13 protein-coding genes are annotated in these 18,000 nt (G+C 64.5%); 5 read left to right on the top strand and 8 right to left on the bottom strand.

The genetic code is table 11. From position 1 onward, the window contains the following. Window position 1 precedes the first annotated feature (1 nt). The 7 genes from LOM8899_RS16410 to LOM8899_RS16380 all read right to left on the bottom strand — a co-directional run bounded on the left by LOM8899_RS16410 (window position 2) and on the right by LOM8899_RS16380 (window position 10,164). Window positions 2-733: a proteasome-type protease gene (locus LOM8899_RS16410; protein ID WP_093993327.1), complete on the bottom strand. Its 732-nt coding sequence runs from the start codon at window positions 731-733 to the stop codon at window positions 2-4. Window positions 734-745: 12 nt separating this feature from the next. Further along, window positions 746-1,546, bottom strand: coding sequence for a transglutaminase family protein (locus LOM8899_RS16405; protein ID WP_093993403.1), 801 nt, complete (start codon window positions 1,544-1,546; stop codon window positions 746-748). Between the two features lie 4 nt (window positions 1,547-1,550). After that, the gene (locus LOM8899_RS16400) at window positions 1,551-2,489 is read right to left on the bottom strand and encodes an alpha-E domain-containing protein (protein WP_093993326.1); all 939 of its coding nucleotides are present in this window, start codon (window positions 2,487-2,489) and stop codon (window positions 1,551-1,553) included. Between the two features lies 1 nt (window position 2,490). After that, window positions 2,491-3,942, bottom strand: coding sequence for a circularly permuted type 2 ATP-grasp protein (locus tag LOM8899_RS16395; RefSeq protein WP_093993325.1), 1,452 nt, complete (start codon window positions 3,940-3,942; stop codon window positions 2,491-2,493). A gap of 114 nt (window positions 3,943-4,056) precedes the next feature. After that, window positions 4,057-7,371 (bottom strand): error-prone DNA polymerase, encoded by a 3,315-nt coding sequence (locus LOM8899_RS16390; RefSeq protein ID WP_093993402.1) that lies wholly within the window; start codon window positions 7,369-7,371, stop codon window positions 4,057-4,059. A gap of 192 nt (window positions 7,372-7,563) precedes the next feature. Continuing rightward, window positions 7,564-9,483, bottom strand: coding sequence for a Y-family DNA polymerase (locus LOM8899_RS16385; RefSeq protein ID WP_110521984.1), 1,920 nt, complete (start codon window positions 9,481-9,483; stop codon window positions 7,564-7,566). Window positions 9,484-9,504: 21 nt separating this feature from the next. Next, the gene (locus LOM8899_RS16380) at window positions 9,505-10,164 is read right to left on the bottom strand and encodes an ImuA family protein (RefSeq protein WP_211096215.1); all 660 of its coding nucleotides are present in this window, start codon (window positions 10,162-10,164) and stop codon (window positions 9,505-9,507) included. A gap of 152 nt (window positions 10,165-10,316) precedes the next feature. On the opposite strand from LOM8899_RS16380, the gene LOM8899_RS16375 reads away from it, so the two are divergent. The 5 genes from LOM8899_RS16375 (at window position 10,317) to LOM8899_RS16355 (ending at window position 15,742) form a co-directional block, all read left to right on the top strand. After that, entirely contained in the window at window positions 10,317-11,645 is a 1,329-nt protein-coding gene (locus LOM8899_RS16375; protein WP_093993324.1) for a cytochrome-c peroxidase, read from the top strand. A 140-nt stretch (window positions 11,646-11,785) separates the two neighbouring features. Continuing rightward, complete coding sequence (locus LOM8899_RS16370; RefSeq protein ID WP_093993323.1) at window positions 11,786-12,730, top strand: hypothetical protein; 945 nt, start codon at window positions 11,786-11,788, stop codon at window positions 12,728-12,730. Continuing rightward, complete coding sequence (locus tag LOM8899_RS16365; RefSeq protein WP_093993322.1) at window positions 12,727-13,596, top strand: HesA/MoeB/ThiF family protein; 870 nt, start codon at window positions 12,727-12,729, stop codon at window positions 13,594-13,596. Before LOM8899_RS16370 ends, LOM8899_RS16365 begins: the two co-directional genes overlap by 4 nt. Next, a complete protein-coding gene (locus tag LOM8899_RS16360) occupies window positions 13,593-14,780 on the top strand; it encodes a hypothetical protein (RefSeq protein ID WP_093993321.1) in 1,188 nt (395 codons plus the stop codon). Before LOM8899_RS16365 ends, LOM8899_RS16360 begins: the two co-directional genes overlap by 4 nt. Further along, the gene (locus tag LOM8899_RS16355; protein ID WP_093993320.1) at window positions 14,777-15,742 is read left to right on the top strand and encodes a nitroreductase family protein; all 966 of its coding nucleotides are present in this window, start codon (window positions 14,777-14,779) and stop codon (window positions 15,740-15,742) included. The genes LOM8899_RS16360 and LOM8899_RS16355 overlap by 4 nt, the downstream gene beginning before the upstream one ends. On the opposite strand, the gene LOM8899_RS16350 is transcribed toward LOM8899_RS16355, so the two are convergent. Continuing rightward, entirely contained in the window at window positions 15,664-17,877 is a 2,214-nt protein-coding gene (locus tag LOM8899_RS16350) for a putative bifunctional diguanylate cyclase/phosphodiesterase (protein ID WP_093993319.1), read from the bottom strand. The two genes, LOM8899_RS16355 and LOM8899_RS16350, sit on opposite strands and share 79 nt — an antisense overlap. Between the last annotated feature and the right edge of the window lie 123 nt (window positions 17,878-18,000).

Raw genomic sequence — 18,000 nt, 5'->3', positions numbered from 1 at the left:
CCTAGAGCTTGACGTCGGGCAGGCTTTCGAAGGCTTGCTTGAGCGCGTCTCCCCAACCTTCACTGATGGTGGCGAAATCCTCGTCGTCGGCGTTGATCCGGCGCTGCGTGCCGATCTTGAGGCTGCCGGCCTCGTAGACGTGCAGGTCCAGCGGCAGGCCGACCGAGAGGTTGGCCTTGATCGTGGAATCGAAGCTGACCATCAGCAGCTTGACCGCCGCTTCGAAGCTCATGTCTTCCTCGAAGGCGCGCACGAGGATCGGGCGGCCATATTTCGTCTCTCCGGTCTGGAAGAACGGCGTGTCGGGCCCGGCCTCGACAAAGTTGCCTTCGGGATAGATCAGGAACAGCCGCGGTTCGCTGCCGGCGACCTGTCCACCCAGAATGATGGTGGCGTTAAAGGCCGAGGAGGCGACCATCCCGGCATTGGCGTTGTTGGCGATCACCTCTTTGAGGATGCCGCCGACCATGCGTGCCACCTGAAACATCGACGGCAGACCGAGGATCGACGGGGTCCGGTCGCCCGGCGCCTTCATCCGTTCTTCGATCATGCTGACGACGGATTGCGTCGTCGCCAGATTGCCCGCTGTCATCATGGTGATCATCGAGTGACCGGGATCTTCCCACGAGAACATTTTCCGGTAGGTCGAGATGTTGTCGAGCCCCGCGTTGGTGCGGGTGTCAGACATGAAGACCAGCCCCTTTTTCGTCTGAAGGGCTACGCAGTAGGTCATTTTGAGGGCCTGTTATTGTTGTTGGACTTGGATCACGACGCTCATCCGTTCCGAGCTTTGACCGAATCGCATCCCCGAAACGGGGGCGGCGTCAAAGTAATCCAGACCGGTTGCGATCCGCACATAGCGCGTATCGGGAGAGATGGCATTCGAAATATCGAACCCCACCCAACCCAAATCCGGCAGCCAGGCCTCGGCCCATGCGTGGGTGGCTTCCTGTTCGATCCGGTCGTCCATCATCAGATAGCCCGAGACGTAGCGGGCAGGGTGCCCCATGAGCCGCGCACAGGTGATGAACACATGGGCATGGTCCTGGCAGACACCGACCTTGTTGGTCAGCACGTCTTCGGTCGTCCAGTCGACCTCGGATGCGCCCGTCTCGTAGGGAACCGCATCGTGGATCGCCTGCGACAGCGCGTGCAGCCGGTTGAGCGGGTTATCGTCATCGGGCAGGGCGCCGACGAATTTCCGCGCCAACGGCCCCGGCTTTGTCGAGCGTGTGACCCGCTCGAACATCCATAGCGGCATGAAGCCGGCATGGGGCCCGGTGATCCCGGCATTGTCGTGCACCTCGACCTCGCCCTCGCAGAGCACTTCGATCTGGGTCGTTCCGGGATTGGAGCTGATCAGATCGACGGTATTGCGGTGCGCGTCCTCGAAGCTGAGTTCCTTGGAGCCGCCCGTTACCGTGGTGGTCCAGTCGAGGACGGTCTGTGCGCCTCTGGACTTCGGCGTCAGCCGAAGCTGTTGCAGCGCATAGGTGACCGGCTCGTCGTAGTCATAGGTCGTCTTGTGCGATATCTTCAGGCGCATCGGATCATTCATTAAACCGGTAGTCCAATTCTGTTTGCTGCCCGAGGGCCGACAGATCGAGCAGGAATCCCGCGATGAATTCGTGCAGGCCCATCTCGAATATGTCGTGGATCGAGCGTTCCGACACCGATCGGCACAGGGCGTCCGCCATGTCCGCCGACGGCAGCCGCGTGCCGTAGTCCTGCGTCAGATATTCCAGATTGTCGCGGATCTTGTGGATGCAGAAGCTCAGGCTCCTTGGCATCCGCTTGTCGAGGATCAGGAATTGCGAGATCTGGTGCGGGAGCACCTTTTGCCCATAGGTCAGCCGGTAGCCCCCCTCGGCCGAAACCGAGCTGAGGATGCTTTCCCATTGCACGTTGTCGATGGAACTGCCCACCGACAGCGCCGTCGGCAGCAGCACGTAGTATTTCACGTCGAGAATCCGCGACGTGTTGTCGGCCCGTTCGATGAACGTGCCGATCCGGGCGAAATCGTAGATGTCGTTGCGCAGCATGGTGCCATGCATCGCCCCGCGCACGAAGGCCGCGCGTTGCCGGACCTTGCTCAGCACTTGCGGCAGGTCACGTTCCGAGACCTTGCGGGCGAGGCAGTCCTTGAGCACCATCCAGCATTCGTTGATTGCCTCCCACACCTCGCGGGTGAGGGCGGTGCGCACCAGCTTTGCGTTGTTGCGCGCCATTTCGACGACCGACATCACCGAGGAGGCATTGGCCGGATCGCGCAGCATCCAGTCGATCGCGGTGTCGCCGGTGATCGTGTCGTATTTCGCATTGTAGCCGGCCAGCGTGCCTGCGGCCTGCAGAATGCTGATCCATTCCTCATCGGACGACGACCGGGTCAGCGCGATCCGCTGCCCTGCTTCGATCATCCGGGCGGTGTTTTCGGACCGTTCGAGATAGCGCGACATCCAGTAGAGGCCGCCTGCGGTTTTTCCCAACATGTCAGTCTCCCAAGACCCAGGTGTCTTTGGTCCCGCCACCTTGGCTGGAGTTGACGACGAGGCTGCCTTTTTTCAGCGCCACGCGGGTCAGTCCGCCGGGCGTGATCTTGATCCCGTCGGGCGAGACCAGAACGAAGGGCCGAAGGTCGACGTGGCGCGGCGCCAGCCCGGACTTGGTAAAGATCGGCACCGTCGAGAGGCTGAGCGTCGGCTGGGCGATGTAGTTGCCCGGTCGCGACTTCAGCTTGTCGCGGAATTCCGCGATCTCTTTCTTGCTGGCCGTCGGCCCGATCAGCATCCCGTAGCCGCCGGAGCCGTGCACCTCCTTGACCACCAGATCGGCGAGGTTGTCGAGGACGTATTGCAGGCTGGACGGGTCCGAGCACCGCCATGTCGGCACGTTTTGCAGGATCGCTTTCTCGCCGGTGTAGAATTCGACGATGTCGGGCATGTAGCTGTAGATCGCCTTGTCGTCCGCGATGCCGGTGCCGGGGGCGTTGGCGATGGTGATCCCGCCAGCCCGGTAGACATCCATGATTCCCGGCACGCCGAGCGCGCTTTCTGGATTGAAGTTCAGCGGGTCGAGGTAGTCGTCGTCGATCCGCCGATAGATGACGTCGATCGCCTTGTAGCCTTGGGTGGTCCGCATTGCGATGCGCCCGTCGACGACCCGCAGATCGCTGCCCTCGACCAGCTCGACGCCCATCTTGTCGGCGAGGAACGAGTGTTCGTAATAGGCCGAGTTGTAGATCCCCGGCGTCATCACCGCCACGACGGGGGTGTCGGTGGTCGCGTTCGGCGCGCAGGCCGACAGGCTGCGGTGCAGCTCGCGCGGATAGTCCGACACCGGCTGCACCCGGTTCTGCGAGAACAGTTCCGGGAACATCCGCAGCATCGTCTCGCGGTTTTCCAGCATGTAGCTGACGCCCGACGGTGTGCGGGCGTTGTCCTCGAGCACGAAGAAGTCGTCATCCCCGGTGCGCACCAGATCGATCCCCACGATGTGGGTATAGATCCCGCCGGGCGGCGTGACCCCGATCATCTCGGGAATGAAGGCCGCGTTCTTGGAGATCATCTCGGCAGGCAGGCGGCCCGCCCGCACGATTTCTTGCCGGTGGTAGATGTCGTGGAGGAAGGCGTTGATCGCCCGCACCCGCTGTTCGATGCCGCGTTCGAGCTTGGTCCATTCCCGGCCGGAAATGATCCGCGGCACGATGTCGAAGGGGATCAGCCGTTCGGCGGCCTCTTCGCGTCCGTAGACGTTGAAGGTGATTCCGGTGAGGCGAAACACTTCCTCGGCCTCGCGCTGTTTGGCGCGCAGGCGGGCCGGGTCTTCTTCGGCGAACCATTCGTTGAATTTGCCGTATGGTTCGCGGAGACCGTCGTTGCGGCCCCACATCTCATCAAAGCACTGCGATTGGCTTTGGCCCTGTTGGTTTTGCGTTTGTCTCATGGCGTCAGGATATAGGTGATTAACGGATTGGCAATGCGTTCCCCCGTATTGCCCCGACGTGCGGCTCTTTGTCTCTGGGAAGCTGCCTGTTATTTAGGCGAACGCTGGATAAGCCTAGTGAAAGTCGCGACTTTTCGGGATCACCCGCACATCCCGTGGGTGCCGGGAAGTGGGCGCGGACATGGCGCTGCCCAGAGGTCTGTTCACTTCGTCGGCATGGGCCGTCGGCGGAGCCAGCCCGTCCGGAGCCAATCGCAGCAGCGCGTCGGACCGATCCTCCAGCCTGTCGGCCACCACGTGAATGATCTCGACATCGCGCTGCACCCGCCCGTGGATCACCAGAAGCCGCGATTGCATGATGACCTTGCGGTAGGCCTCCATGACCTTGGGCCAGATCACCAGATTGGCCACGCCCAGTTCATCCTCGAGCGTGATGAAGCAGACCCCCTTGGCGCTGCCCGGCCGCTGCCGGATCAGCACGAGCCCGGCAAGGCTGACCTGTTGCCAGTTGCGGCTGCGTTGCAGATCGGCGGTGGAGATATAGCGCTGCTTGGTCAGGCTCTTGCGCAGAAACGCCATCGGGTGCGCCTTGAGGCTGAGCCGGAGCGTCTGGTAATCGGCCACCACCTGCTCGCAGACCGGCATGACGGGCAGGGGCACGGTGGCCTCGATCCCCTCATCCGAGCCCTGTTGGAACAGCGGCAAGTCGGGGGCATCGCGCAGCCCCTTGGCCTCCCAGAGCGCCTGCCTGCGGTCGATGAACATGGAGCGCATGGCGTCGGCCTCGGCCAGCCTGCGCACATGTGCCGCCGACAGCCCGGCGCGGGTCTGCAGATCCTTGGGATCGGCATAGGGCGCATCGCGGGCGGCGGTCAGGCGATGCGCGGCATCCTCGCGGAAGCCGCCGATCTGGCGCAGACCAAGGCGCACGGCAAAGCCTTCGCGGGTGGGTTCGAGCGTATTGTTCCATTCGGAGTAGTTCACATCCGGCGGACGCACCTCGACCCCATGCTCGCGGGCGTCTCGCACGATCTGGGCGGGGGCGTAGAACCCCATCGGCTGCGAGTTCAAGAGTGCGGCGCAAAACACGGCAGGGAAATGACATTTCAGCCATGAGGAGACGTAGACCAGATGCGCGAAGCTGGCGGCGTGACTTTCGGGAAAGCCGTATTCGCCAAAGCCCTTGATCTGGTTGAAACAGCGCCGGGCGAAGTCTTCGTCATAGCCGCGTGTCGTCATCCGGCCGACCATCTTGTCCTCCAGCAGTCCGATGGTGCCCTTGGAGCGGAAGGTGGCCATCGCCTTGCGCAATTCGTTGGCCTCGGCGGGCGAGAACTGCGCCGCCTCGATCGCGATCTTCATCGCCTGCTCTTGGAAAATCGGCACCCCGAGGGTGCGCCCAAGGATGTTTTTCAGCTCGGACGGGTCATGCGGCGCGCCGGGGCTGGGATATTCCACGATCTCCTCGCCATTGCGGCGGCGCAGATAGGGGTGGACCATATCGCCCTGGATTGGCCCCGGTCGCACGATGGCCACCTCGATCACCAGATCGTAGAACTCGCGCGGGCGCAGGCGCGGCAGCATGTTCATCTGGGCGCGGCTCTCCACCTGAAACACGCCGACGCTGTCACCCCGGCAGAGCATCTCATAGACGCGCGGGTCTTCCCGCGGGGTGGTCGCCAATGTGAAGCTCTGCCCGTAATGCGCTGAAATCAGGTCGAAAGCCTTGCGGATGCAGGTGAGCATTCCAAGCGCCAGAATGTCGACCTTGAGAATGCCAAGCGCGTCGATGTCGTCCTTGTCCCATTCGATAAAGGTCCGGTCTGGCATCGCCCCATTGCCGATGGGCACGGTCTCTGTCAGGGGCCGCTCGGTCAGGATGAAGCCGCCGACATGCTGGCCCAGATGGCGCGGCATCCCGATCAATTGCTGGGCGATGAGGATCGTCTTGCGCAAGAGCGGATCAGACAGATCGAGGCCTGCCTCCTTGACGTGTTCGCCGCCGACCTCCTTGCCCCAAGAGCCCCAGATGGTCTTGGCCAGAGCACCGGTCACGTCTTCGGACAGGCCCATGACCTTGCCCACCTCGCGGATCGCGGAGCGGGGGCGATAGTGGATCACGGTGGCGCAAAGGCCCGCCCGCTCGCGGCCATATTTCGAGTAGATGTGCTGGATCACCTCCTCGCGGCGCTCATGCTCGAAATCGACGTCGATATCGGGGGGCTCTTTGCGCTCCTCAGAGATGAAGCGCTCGAACAAAAGGCTGTGTTGGACCGGGTCGACAGCGGTGATCCCGAGCACGTAACAGACGGCGGAATTGGCGGCCGAGCCACGCCCCTGGCACAGAATCGGCGGGCTGGTCTCGTGGCGGGCAAAGCGGATGATGTCGTGGATGGTCAGGAAATAGCGGGCGATGTCGAGCTTTTCGATCATCGCAAGCTCTTTGCGCAGGGTGGCGGCGGTCTCGGGTGTCACCCCGTCGGGGTAGCGCCACGCGGCGCCCTCCCAGGTCAGCTTTTCCAGATGCGCCTGCGGGGTGCAATCGGCCGGGATCACCTCGCGAGGATATTCATAGGCTAGGTCAGTCAGGCAAAAGCGGATCTGGCCAGCCAACTCGCGGGTGGCGCGGATGGCATGGGGCCATTCCGAGAAGAGGCGGGCCATCTCGGCGGGGGATTTCAGGTGGCGCTCGGCGTTGGGCTCGAGGCGAAAGCCGGCATCGGCCAATGTGCATTTCTCGCGGATACAGGTCATCACATCCTGAAGCGGGCGGCGATCAGGAGCGTGATAAAGCACGTCATTGGTGGCCAAGAGGCGCAGGCCGTGCTGCGTGGCGAGGCGGTCGAGCCTGTTGATCCGGGCGCGGTCATCGCCACGATAGAGGTGCGCGGCAGCGATGTGGCGCAGGCTGGGCAGGCGGCGGGTGAGGCGGGGCAGATCCTTGGCGAAGCGGTCCAGATCCTCGCCGGGCAGGGCAATCAGATGCACGCCCTCGCTGTCGCGGGCAAGATCATCGAGGGTCAGATCGCAAAGCCCCTTGGCCTGCCAAACGCCCTCCGGATCACGCATCTTGCCCTTCGAGAGCAAACGCGAAAGACGGCCGTAGGCGTCGCGGTCCGCAGGATAGGCCAGGAACGCCTCGCCCGAGATCAGCACCAAGCGGCAGCCGATCAGCGGGCGCAGCGCCGCCTTGCGGGCCTCGACATGCAAACGCACGACACCGGCGAGCGAGTTGAAGTCGGCGATTCCGATCTGGCTATAGCCCAAGGCCCAGGCCTCATGGGCAAAATCCACCGCATCCGACGCCCCGCGCAGGAACGAGAAACATGACGCCAGGCCAAACTCCACGAAGGAGGCCGGTGGGTTTGGCGTGAACGCCCCGTCCTCGGGCAAGGTCCGGCGGGGGTGGGCATGATCGTTCTCAGGCATGAGACCGCTGGGTTTGCCGAGAGCTTGCCGGGGGCGCTGCCCCCGAACCCCCGCCGTATTTGACGCCAAAAGAAACACGAGGATATCCATCGCTTCTTTTGGCCAGAAGTACGGCGGGGTTTGGGGCAGAGCCCCAAGCTGCCCGAAGGGCAAAAAAGCGTGCGCCGCAGGCGCGCATTTGGATTGGCGGGGTCATGCAAAGACCCCATGGACGAACCAGGCCGGAACGCCGCCGCGTCCATCCTCCTGCACGCCTTCGCGATAGATCCAGAAACGCTGCCCGTGGTGATCTTCGACCCGGTAGTAATCCCGCAGCCGGGTGCCGGGCCGGTCGGCCCACCATTCGGGGGCGATCCGTTCCGGGCCGGCGAACCGTGTGACCCGGTGGGTTTGTCTGCGCCAGATGAACTGCGCTGGCGGTCCTTCGGGGACGGCATAGACAACCCGCACTTCCTCGGCCGGGTCGAACAGTCGGACCGGCCGCGGCTGCGCTCCGGGTTCCGGCCGTCGTGGTGCCCCTGCCATTGCGGGTGCCCAGATTTCGCGCCGTTCCGGCATGTGGCTTTCACGCATCGCAGGTCTGCGCAGCGCACTGGCGCCGAACCTCGCCGAGAGCCGGTCGATCAGTCGCGCCAGATCCGGTCCGGCTTCGGCTTCGCCGTCCAGCCGGGTTTGCGTCACGATGATCTTTTCCGCCACAGTGGCGGCCAGGGTGATCAGGTCAAAGCCGAAGCCGGGGTCGATCCTGTCGAGTTTGCCGTCAAACAGTCGCATCAGGTGCCCCGGATCGCGGCTGGGCTGCGAGGCTGCCGCCTCGACGGTGCTCACTTCGCCATCGCTGCGGTAGATCGTGAGGCTGATCCGTCGTGCTCCAAAGCCCGCCGCGGCCATTCCGTCGCAGAGTTCGGCGCAGAGGGCGGGCAGGTGCGGGGTCGGGTCCTGCACCGGTTCGGCGAGGGCTGATTGCACCGCGAAGCGTGGTGGGTCATCGGGGGCCGAGACCGGTTCGGCCAATGTACCCATCATCTGATCGAGCCGCAGCAGGGGGTTGCCGGGGAGTGCCGCCCGGCTGAACCGTCGCGCCAGTGACAGCCGTGGCACAGCCGCCAGTTCGCCTATGGTTTTCAGCCCGAGCCGTTTGAGCAGCAGCACAGTCTCCCCATCCAGCCGCAGCGCCCGCACCGGCAGCGGCGCCATCCGCAGCGCCAGCCCCTCGGCATCGCACACCTCGCGCACCCCGCCCATTCGCGCCAGCGCCCATGCGGCGCCGTGGGTGGGCGCGATGGCAAGGCTGGAGCTGAGCCCGAGGCTGCCCAGTCGTCCTTCGATCTCGCGCAGCATCGCCGCTTCGCCGCCCCAGAGGTGATCCGATCCTGTGGTGTCCATCACCAGCCCCGCCGCCCCGTCGAGTGCTGTCCACGGACACCAGCGCCGCGCCCAGAGCATCAGCCGTCCGAGCGCGGCCCGGTCGGCTCCGGTGTCGGCATACTCCACCTTGAGCGTTGGCACGAGCGCCCGCATGTCCACGACCCGCGCCCCGAGATGCACACCTGCCAGCGCCGCCGCCCGGTTGAGGGCGTGGATAATGGGCCCGTGCTGTCCTTCGATGGCGAGCGCCTGCGGCAGATCTTCGGGCAGTGCATCGCCACGGCGTGCCGCCTCCCGTTGCCACCGCTCCATGGCGAAGTTCGGCAGGTGCAGCGACAGTATACGCCTTGCGAGCGGGTCGCGTGGTTTCGGAGCGGTGCCGGTCGGGGTGACTGCGCCTGCGGCGGCACCCACCCGCCCGGGCCCTGTATCGCCCACGTCGCGGCCCTGCTCTGGCCCGGCCCGCCACTGCGGTTTGGTCCTCGGTTTGGCTTTCGCTTTGGGCAGGCCGACGGGGCTGAAGCTGTCTTCCTGCTCCGTTTCCGGCGTGGTTGGGGGCCTTCTGGCGGGGGCCTGTTCGGCTTGCTCTGCCGATTGCAGCGCGGCGATCGCCCGCGTCAGATCGTCGGGGTTGGCCCGTCTGCCGGGACGGGAGGTCTGTTTGGGCGCGGTTTGGGGGCCAGATCGAGGATCGGTTTGAGGCGTGGGAAAGGCGAGGACCGGCAGCGCGTCCTCGCCCCTCATGGTCTTGGGGGGCGGGCTGGTTTAGCCCGTCGCCTGTTGCTGATCTGTGGGGCTGCTGCTGACCGGATGGTCAAAGGCCATGGAGTGTGCGGCCGGATCATAGCGCACCACCCATTGCCCCGGTGTCCGCCATCGCGCCCGGAACAGATCGGCCCGCCATTGTGGCGCGCCGGGGCTGCGCATATCGGCGGGATTGGGCAGGGATGGCAGCGACGCCAGCCGCCAGCGTTCCCGTGCCGCGCTGAGATCGGCCGATCCCGCCCTGCGGATCAGCCATGCCGGCACGTTGTGCGCCTCGGATCGCAGCGCCAGCCGTTTCGATGCGGTGAAATCCAGTGCGGGCGGATCCCCCCAGACCTCGCCCACCACGGCCGACAGTCCGGAGCAGCCCAGACCCTGTTCCATTGCCCAGAGCACGTCGACTGCCCGGCTGACCGTCAGAAACAGTATTTCGGGTGGATGCGTCATCCCGGCCAGATAGGGCCTGCCAGTTTCGCGCAGCGACTGCCGATCCTGAATCCACAGCACTGGCCCCGACTTGGCGGGCAGGTGCGCGATCACGAAGCCGGGCGCTGCCCCGTCCACCGCCGTGCCAGGAAACACCTCGGCCAGCGTCGCCTGTCGCGGCTCTGACGCGGGCCGGGGATGGTTGGCTATGTGCAGGCTCGGCGGGCACGTCACGGGCGCTCCTTCGTTACAAGTGTTCTCTTTTTGTTCCTATTCTCTGTTCTAGATCGAGTCGCGTCTGTCGTCAAATTCCTTTTGCCCTTTGCCCCCCATTGCGACAAAGCCGTCTCTGGGGCATCCTGTCTGCGGAACAGGGAGGGGTTTCCATGCGATCGTCAGTTGGTTTCGTTTCGATATCAATGCTTTGCGCGGCGTCTCTGACGGCGCAGGCGGAGGCGTTGCGCCCAGTGACGGAGGCCGATTATGCGCCGGTGAACCTGCAGGAAGCCCTGCTTGGCCAGCAACTGTTCTATGATCCGATCCTGTCGGGCAATCGCACTGTCTCTTGCGCGACCTGCCACCATCCGGACTTTGCCACCTCGGACGGGGTCTCGCTGTCGCTGGGCGATGGCGGCATCGGCCTTGGCCCGGAGCGTCGTCCGGATCCCGACAACCCGCCCGAGCAGCATATCCCCCGCAACGCCCCCGCCTTGTTCAATCTGGGCGCGACGGAATTCACCGCCCTGTTCCACGATGGCCGGATCGCCGTGGACCCGGATCGCCCCGGTGGCCTGCGCACGCCGCTGGACGACGAGATGGTGGTCGGCTTTGCCAATCTGCTCTCGGCGCAGACGATGTTTCCGGTTCTCAGTCAGGACGAGATGGCAGGCCATTACACCGAAAACGAGATCGCCCGCGCGGTCCGTCAGGGCCTGATCACCGGGCCGGACGGGGCCTGGGCGCTGATCTCGGATCGTGTCGCCCAGATCCCCGCCTATGCCGAGGCTTTCACGGCGGTTTATCCGCATATCACCGAGCCGGATCAGATTGCCTTTACCGACATATCGAACGCGATTGCGGCCTTCGTCGCCCATGAGTGGCGCTCGGATACCAGCCCGTTCGACGCCTATCTGCGCGGCGGACCGGCGCTGCCCGCAGAGGCGGAGGCGGGCAGGGTCTTGTTCTATGAGACATTGGGATGTGCCGGGTGCCACGCCGGCCCGTTTCAGACCGACCACGGATTTCACGCCATGGGCGATGTGCAGATCGGGCCGGGCAAGGCCGCCCGGTTCGAGAGCCACGCCCGCGACGAAGGCCGTTTTCGGGTGACCGGCCATACCGACGATCTCTATGCCTTTCGCACGCCCTCATTGCGCAACATTGCGGAGACTGCCCCCTATGGCCACGCCGGCGCCTATGCCGAACTGGCCGACTATCTGCGCGCCCATGCCGATCCCGCCGCCGCTTGGGCCGGATATGGCCATGCGGCCGCCCGCGTCGCGCCGCTGGAGGCCGATACGTGGCGGGTCTTGGACGATCCGGCGGAACGTGCGGCGATCCTTGCCACCGTGACCGGCCCCGGCGTGACGCTGAGCGACGCCGAAGTGGCCGCGCTGATCGCATTTCTGGAGCAGCTGACCGACCCGGTGGCGTTGACCGGACGGCTGGGTATCCCGGCCGCTGTTCCGAGCGGTCTGCCTGTCGTGGGCCGCTGAACTGGCCCGCTTTTCTGCGCCGTCGCGGGGCTGGATGGCTCTGCGCCATGAGTTTCTTGGCCAAGATGAAGGTCAGGAATGCCGTGCTTGTTCCTTTGTCACTCGCCCCTTAGCGTGACCGGCAGGCTAGAGGGTTATATATGCTTGGCACGGCACTGAAATCTTTGGGACGGGAGTATCTGGATGTCTCGCTCCGATCCGGCGCAGATATGCAGGTGCGCATCGTGGAGCGACCCGGCCTGTGGATGGCCCCGGAGGCCCTCGCGGCGTTGAGTGCTGATCTGCGCCGGGTGGCGGGGCGCACGTTGCAGGGCGATCTGACCTATGGAGTGTTCTCGGGCGATGCGTCGCGCATGTCGGAGAGCATCATCACCTTGGTCAGCCGCGACGGCCGCCCGGTGGCATTCAACGCGCTGGCCGTCATGACGGTGCAGACCGAGCCGCGCCCGACCGAGGTTCTGCATCTGGGATTGGTCATGGTCGACCCTGACGAGCGGTCGGGGGGCCTGTCTTGGGTCTTGTATGGCCTCACCTGTTTTCTGGTGTTTTTCCGGCGCCAGTTTCGCCCTGTGTGGATTTCCAATGTGACTCAGGTGCCGGCTATCGTGGGTATGGTGTCGGGCATGTTTTCCGATGTCTGGCCAAGCCCGGTGGCTGGACGCCGCACTTTGACCCATCAAATGCTCGCCCGCCGGATCCTCGCCCATCATGCCTATGTGTTTGGCGTGGGCGAGGAGGCTGGGTTCGACGAGGACCGGTTTGTGATCACGAATGCCTATACCGGCGGATCGGACGATCTGAAGAAGACCTGGGAGCAGGCTCCGAAACACCGCGACCCCGTGTTCAATGAGTTTTGCGCCGCTGAGCTGGACTATGACCGCGGCGATGACGTGATCCAGCTCGGCCGCATGGACATGCCCGCGATGCGTCGATATCTGCTTCGGGAAGTGCCGAAATCAAAGATCCTGGGGCTTGTGATCACGGGCGCGTTCGTAGCGGTGAGCCGGGTGGTGCTGCCGGCCCTGCATTGGTTCGACGCCAGCCGGGACTGGGGCATTTTGCGTGCTCGCGGGGGATTGAAATGATGTTTTCCTATGCCGAGATGACCCGCCGCAACATCGGCTTTGTCACCGTGGCCGAGCAGGCGCGGCTGAAAGATGCCACGGTATTCGTCTGCGGCACGGGCGGCATGGGCGGGGCCTGTCTGCTCGCGCTGGCCCGCATCGGTGTCGGCCATCTGATCATTGCTGATATCGACGAATTCGAAGTGTCGAACCTCAATCGTCAGGTCTTTGCCTTTGCCGAGACGATTGACCGGCACAAGGCGGAGGCAACCCGCGATATTTTGCTGCGCATCAATCCAGAATTGCAGATCACGGTCTGGCGCGACGACTGGCCCGAACATGTGACCGAGGCCGTCGCTCAGGCGGCTGTCGTCGTCAATGGAACGGACGATCTGGGCGCGTCCTTGCTGCTTTACCGGACTGCCCGGGCGGCGGGCAAATCGGTGATCGATGCCTATGCCTCGCCCTTGCCGTCAATTTATGTGACGGCACCGACAGATACGCCGCACGAGGTGCGTCTGGGCTATCCCACCGTCGGCACAGCGTGGGACAAGCTGACCGAAGACCAACGTTCCGAGGCGTTCATGCGCGAGGCGGAGCATGTGATGATCCATTCCTCGTCACGCCATTACATCGATCTCGATCTCGTGGCGGAGGTGGTGTCGGGGACGCGCAGCCGCATGTCCTTTGCCCCGATGGTGATCACCACGGGCCAGTTGATGGCTTATGAGGTGGTGAACGCGGTGCTGGGCCGCAAGCGCGGCGCGGACAATCGCGGCTGGTTCTTCAACCCCCATGCGGGCCGTGTCGAGCGACCGAAGCCGGCGTGGCTGGCCGCCATCATGCGGATGATCGTCCGCCGGTTCATGGCCCGGATGTTGGCATGATTGCCGCGGCTCCGACACTGGCCAATCTGTTCTTGTCGGTCGCTGCCTTGGCGGGGCTCTGGGCGTTGCATGGCTTGATCGCGGCGCAGGGCGCATGGATGCCGCTCAATCGACGGTTCCTGATCGGATTGCGTGTGACGATGCTGTTGTTCGCGGGGCGGGCGCTGATCGTGATGACCGGGGTCGCGGGCTTTCGCGTGATCGAGTTGGTCGCGGCGGCGCTGATCCCGCTGGCGGTTCTGATCCTCACCGAAGGATTGCTCCGCCGCCATGCGCCGCGATTGGTCAAGGTGCTGATCGCGGGGGCGGCCTGTGTGTTCGTGCTTTGGGCGTTTTGGCCCACGCTGGCCGAGCCGATCCGTTGGCGTGGGTTGCTGGCCTATCAATTGGGCACTTTGGCCGCCTGTGGCACGATGGTGCTTGGCCGGGATCGCGCGTCGTTGTCGGCGGCGGAGAATCGGGCGGTGGGGCGGCTGGGCCTGTCGCTGGTGCTGCTCGTGCCGCTGGTGGGCGCAGATTTCTGGGCCGAGGCCTTGGCTTTGCCGGTGCAACCTTCGCCCTTGGCGGTGCTGTTCCTGTGCTGGCTGGCCGTTGGACTGACCCGCGGCGAAGCGAGGCATGGGGCGAGCCTTTGGGGCTTTGCCTTCGTCATCGGGATGGCCGCCGTCGTGACGACGCTTCTCTCGGTGATCTGGTCGATGCCGTGGCAAGGGGCGCTGCTATCGGGGGCCGTGGTGGCGGCTGCGATGCTGACCACGGCGATCTTTGCGGAGGCGCAGGCGGTGCGCGCGGAGGCGGACGGCCTGTCGCTGTTGCGCCAGCTGGCGGCCGGTGGCGACGATCCAGACGCATTCCTGCGTGGAGTGCAGGGTCATCCCATGGTCGAGGGCGCGGTCCGGATCGGGATGGAGGACCTGCCGGATCTGGATGCCGCTGTGCTGCGTGACATGTTTGCCCGCCGCCCCGTCCTGCGCCGTGCGGATTTGCAGGCGGCGGACGAAGTGGCGGACTACGCGGCCTTTTTGTTCGACCGATTTGAAGCCAGCCATGTCATGCTGGTAGCGGAGGAACCGTTGCAGTTGTTGGCCTTGGCGATGCCATCGGTGGCGGCGTCGTCACGGTTGGAGCTGGAGCTGGCGGCGGTGCAGCGGATGGCCCTGTTGATGACCCGGGAGGCGGCATGATGGATCGGCAAACCTTTGAACGGATCGTCGCACAGGCGGCATTGGCACCGTCTGTTCACAACACCCAACCCGCCCGATGGCGATTGGACGAGACTGGAATCGACGTCCTGTGCGATGGCGCCGTGGCCCTGCCCGTGGGTGATCCAGACGGCCGAGATGCAGCCCTGTCGTGCGGTGCCGCGGTCGAGGCGACGGTGATCGCCCTCTCCGCGGAGGGGATTGCGGTCACGGTCGAAGACCTATGGGCGGGGCAGGGGCCGGGCGTGCGTCCGGTGGCACGCCTGACCTTTGCAGGGTCATGCGAGCCGGATCCGATGGCCCGCCAATTGGAGCGCCGCTACACCCATCGCGGACTGTTCGCCGAAGGTCCGGTGTCGTTGTTTGGCTGGGGCCGGGCCGATACGATGCTGCTCACGGACCCAACCCGCAAGGCATGGCTTGCCGCCTTGAACGATCGGGTGTCGTTGCAGGTCATGCGCGATGCCCGATTTCGGAGGGAACTGCTTGGCTGGATACGGTTGCTTCCCTGGGATCGCCGGGCCGAGATCGACGGCCTGAGCCGAGAGGCGATGCGCATGTCGCCCGCGGTGGCCATTGCTGCGCGGCTCGTCCTTGGCCCGCTCTGGCGGCTGTGCGACCTGCTGGGCCTGACCGCGGCGATCACCGCCGAGGCGGAGGCCACGATATCGGCGCAAGCGATTGCGTGTTTTCACCGCCCGCTGGATGAAAGCCCGGTGGTGTCGGGCCGCGCCTATCTGCGCATGTGTCTCGAGGCCGCGCATCTGGGTATGGCCGGTTGGCCGATGGCCGCCTTGGCCGATACCCGAGAGAGCAGGACCGAGATTTGCCAGCGGATCGGGATCCCGGAGGATCGCCGCTTGGTTCAAGTGCTGCGGTTTGGCAAGGTGGACGGCCCGCCACCGCCGCGCGCGCGCCGTTCGGCCGAGACCTTGATCCTCTGAGATTTGACCCGCATCATCCGGGGCACATCCGGATCGAAGAGCGACGCGCTGGGCGGCTTTTCCTTGAACAACCCCCGTGACCTCAGCCAGTGCAGCAAGGCATCGGCGCCCATCGGCTTTGCAAAGAGAAACCCCTGCACATCCGAGCAACCGATCTCCTCGAGCGTGGCCCGTTCGCCTTCGGTTTCGACGCCCTCGGCCAGAACCCGGATTCCTAGCTGTTCGGCAAGCCGCAGGATGGCGTTGGTGATCAGCCGGGTGCTGTGATCCTTGTCGATATCCGCCACGAGGCTCCGGTCGATCTTGAGCCGGTCCACCGGAAATTTTCGCAGCGACGCGATGGCGGTATGCCCGGTGCCAAAATCATCCAGTTCGATCTTGAACCCCTTTTGCGACAGGCTCGTGATGGTCTGGACAACCGCGGTCGAGCGGTCGTCGAGCAAGGTGCTTTCAAGAATTTCGATGTGAATCTGGCTGGGTTTGAGACCGAAAGCGGCGACCTGTTTGGCGATCCGGTCCGCAAGACCCGCATCGCTGAGCCGTGCGCTGGAGATGTTGACGCTAACGCTCGCGTTCTCGAACCCGGCATCGGTGAGCGTGCGCACGAAAGAGAGGCTCTTGATCAGGATGGCCGCGTCGATATCCGCGATCAACCCGGTTTCTTCGGCGGCGGCCAGAAACTCGCCACCGGAGATGATCCCGCGCTCCGGATCATCCCAGCGGGCCAACGCCTCGAACCCGGTGATCCGGGTGCCGGTGATATCGAGCTGCGGCTGGAAATGCGGCAGGATTTGATCGTGGTTCAGAGCGACATGGATTTGCTGGGCGAGGCGCGCATTGCGCACGGTGACCTCGCGCATTTGCGGGCTGAACAGGGCAACCCTGTTGCGACCAGCCCGTTTGCCGGAATAGAGCGCGATGTCGGCGTCGGCGAGGACTTGTTCGATCGGCTGGGAACTGTCGGACTGCCAGACCGCGACGCCGATACTGACCCCGATCTGACAGCGTTTTCCCTTGAACGTCATGGGCCGCCCGACGTCGGCCCGAATTCTGTCGGCGACATCCAGAAGCTCTTCGTCGGTGCGCGTTGTCCGGATCAGGATGAGAAATTCGTCGCCGCCGTTCCGCGCCACGATGTCGCTGCTGCGCACGTGACCGCGCAGCCGGTTGGCCACGGTGACGAGCAGGAAATCACCTGCCTCGTGACCGTTGGCGTCATTGATCGCCTTGAACTTGTCCAGATCGAGATGAAGCACGGCGAGACGTTCGCCGGGGCCGATCTGCGATTCGATCAGCGACAGATAGGCGCTGACCCCCCGACGGTTGGTCAGATTGGTGAGCACGTCGGTCTCGGCGGCGCGTTCGAGCAACTGCTGCCGTTGCTTGATTTCGGTGATGTCGACCCGAAAGCCAACCCGCCCGCCTTCGGGTGTCTTGCGTTCGACGACCCGCAGCCAGCGCCCGTCCGACAGTTCCTGCTCGACGGCGTGATCGGCCTGTTCGTGCCAACGAAGCCGGTCGGCCAGCCAGTCCTCCTCTCGACCGATCGCGTCGGCGTATTGCCCGCGCTGGAGCCCGACCCGCAGAATATCCTCGAACGCCGCGCCCGGCCGCATCGCATCCGCGCTGAGCGCATAGGTCTCGCGGTAGCGATCGTTGCAGACGACCAGCCTGTCGTCCTTGTCGTAAAGCACGAAGCCGTCGGGGAGCGTTTCGATCGCGTTCTTCAGCGTCGTCTGCGCAGTAAGCGCGGCGATTTCGGCGGCCCGTTGTTGGGAAAGGTCGAGACCGAGCACGAGGATGCTGGGCGTCTCCGCGTCGATCCTGAGCAGGCTGATCTGAACGTCATAGACCGACCCGTCGATCCGCCGGAATGCCGCGGAATGTTCGATCCGGTCGGATTTTCCGGACACCAATGGCTCGAGCAGGTAGTCGAGGCCTATCTCGGTCAGCCCGTGCCAGAACTGGACCGGGGACAAGCCGATCAGCCTGTCCCGATCGACCCGGAGGTTGTTGCAGAACCGCAGGTTGGCGTTGGAGATCTCATGCGACACAGCGTCGAACACGAATGCCTCGCTGGGGGCGTGATCAAACGCCGCCGCAAGGATCGCATCCTGGCACTGTTCTGTCGGCATTCATTGCCCCTGAGATTTGACCCGATATCCGGCACGGTTGCCGGACAATATGTCTATCTTGGAGGCGATATCTTGCGGATTGGTGAAGGATCGTTCGTTGCCGGACTTCCCTCGCGTCAGTCC

The organism is Flavimaricola marinus (genome assembly GCF_900184895.1).
Lineage (GTDB): Bacteria > Pseudomonadota > Alphaproteobacteria > Rhodobacterales > Rhodobacteraceae > Flavimaricola > Flavimaricola marinus.
Note: the sequence above shows the minus strand (reverse complement) of the source record. Positions and strands in the feature narration are given on the sequence as shown.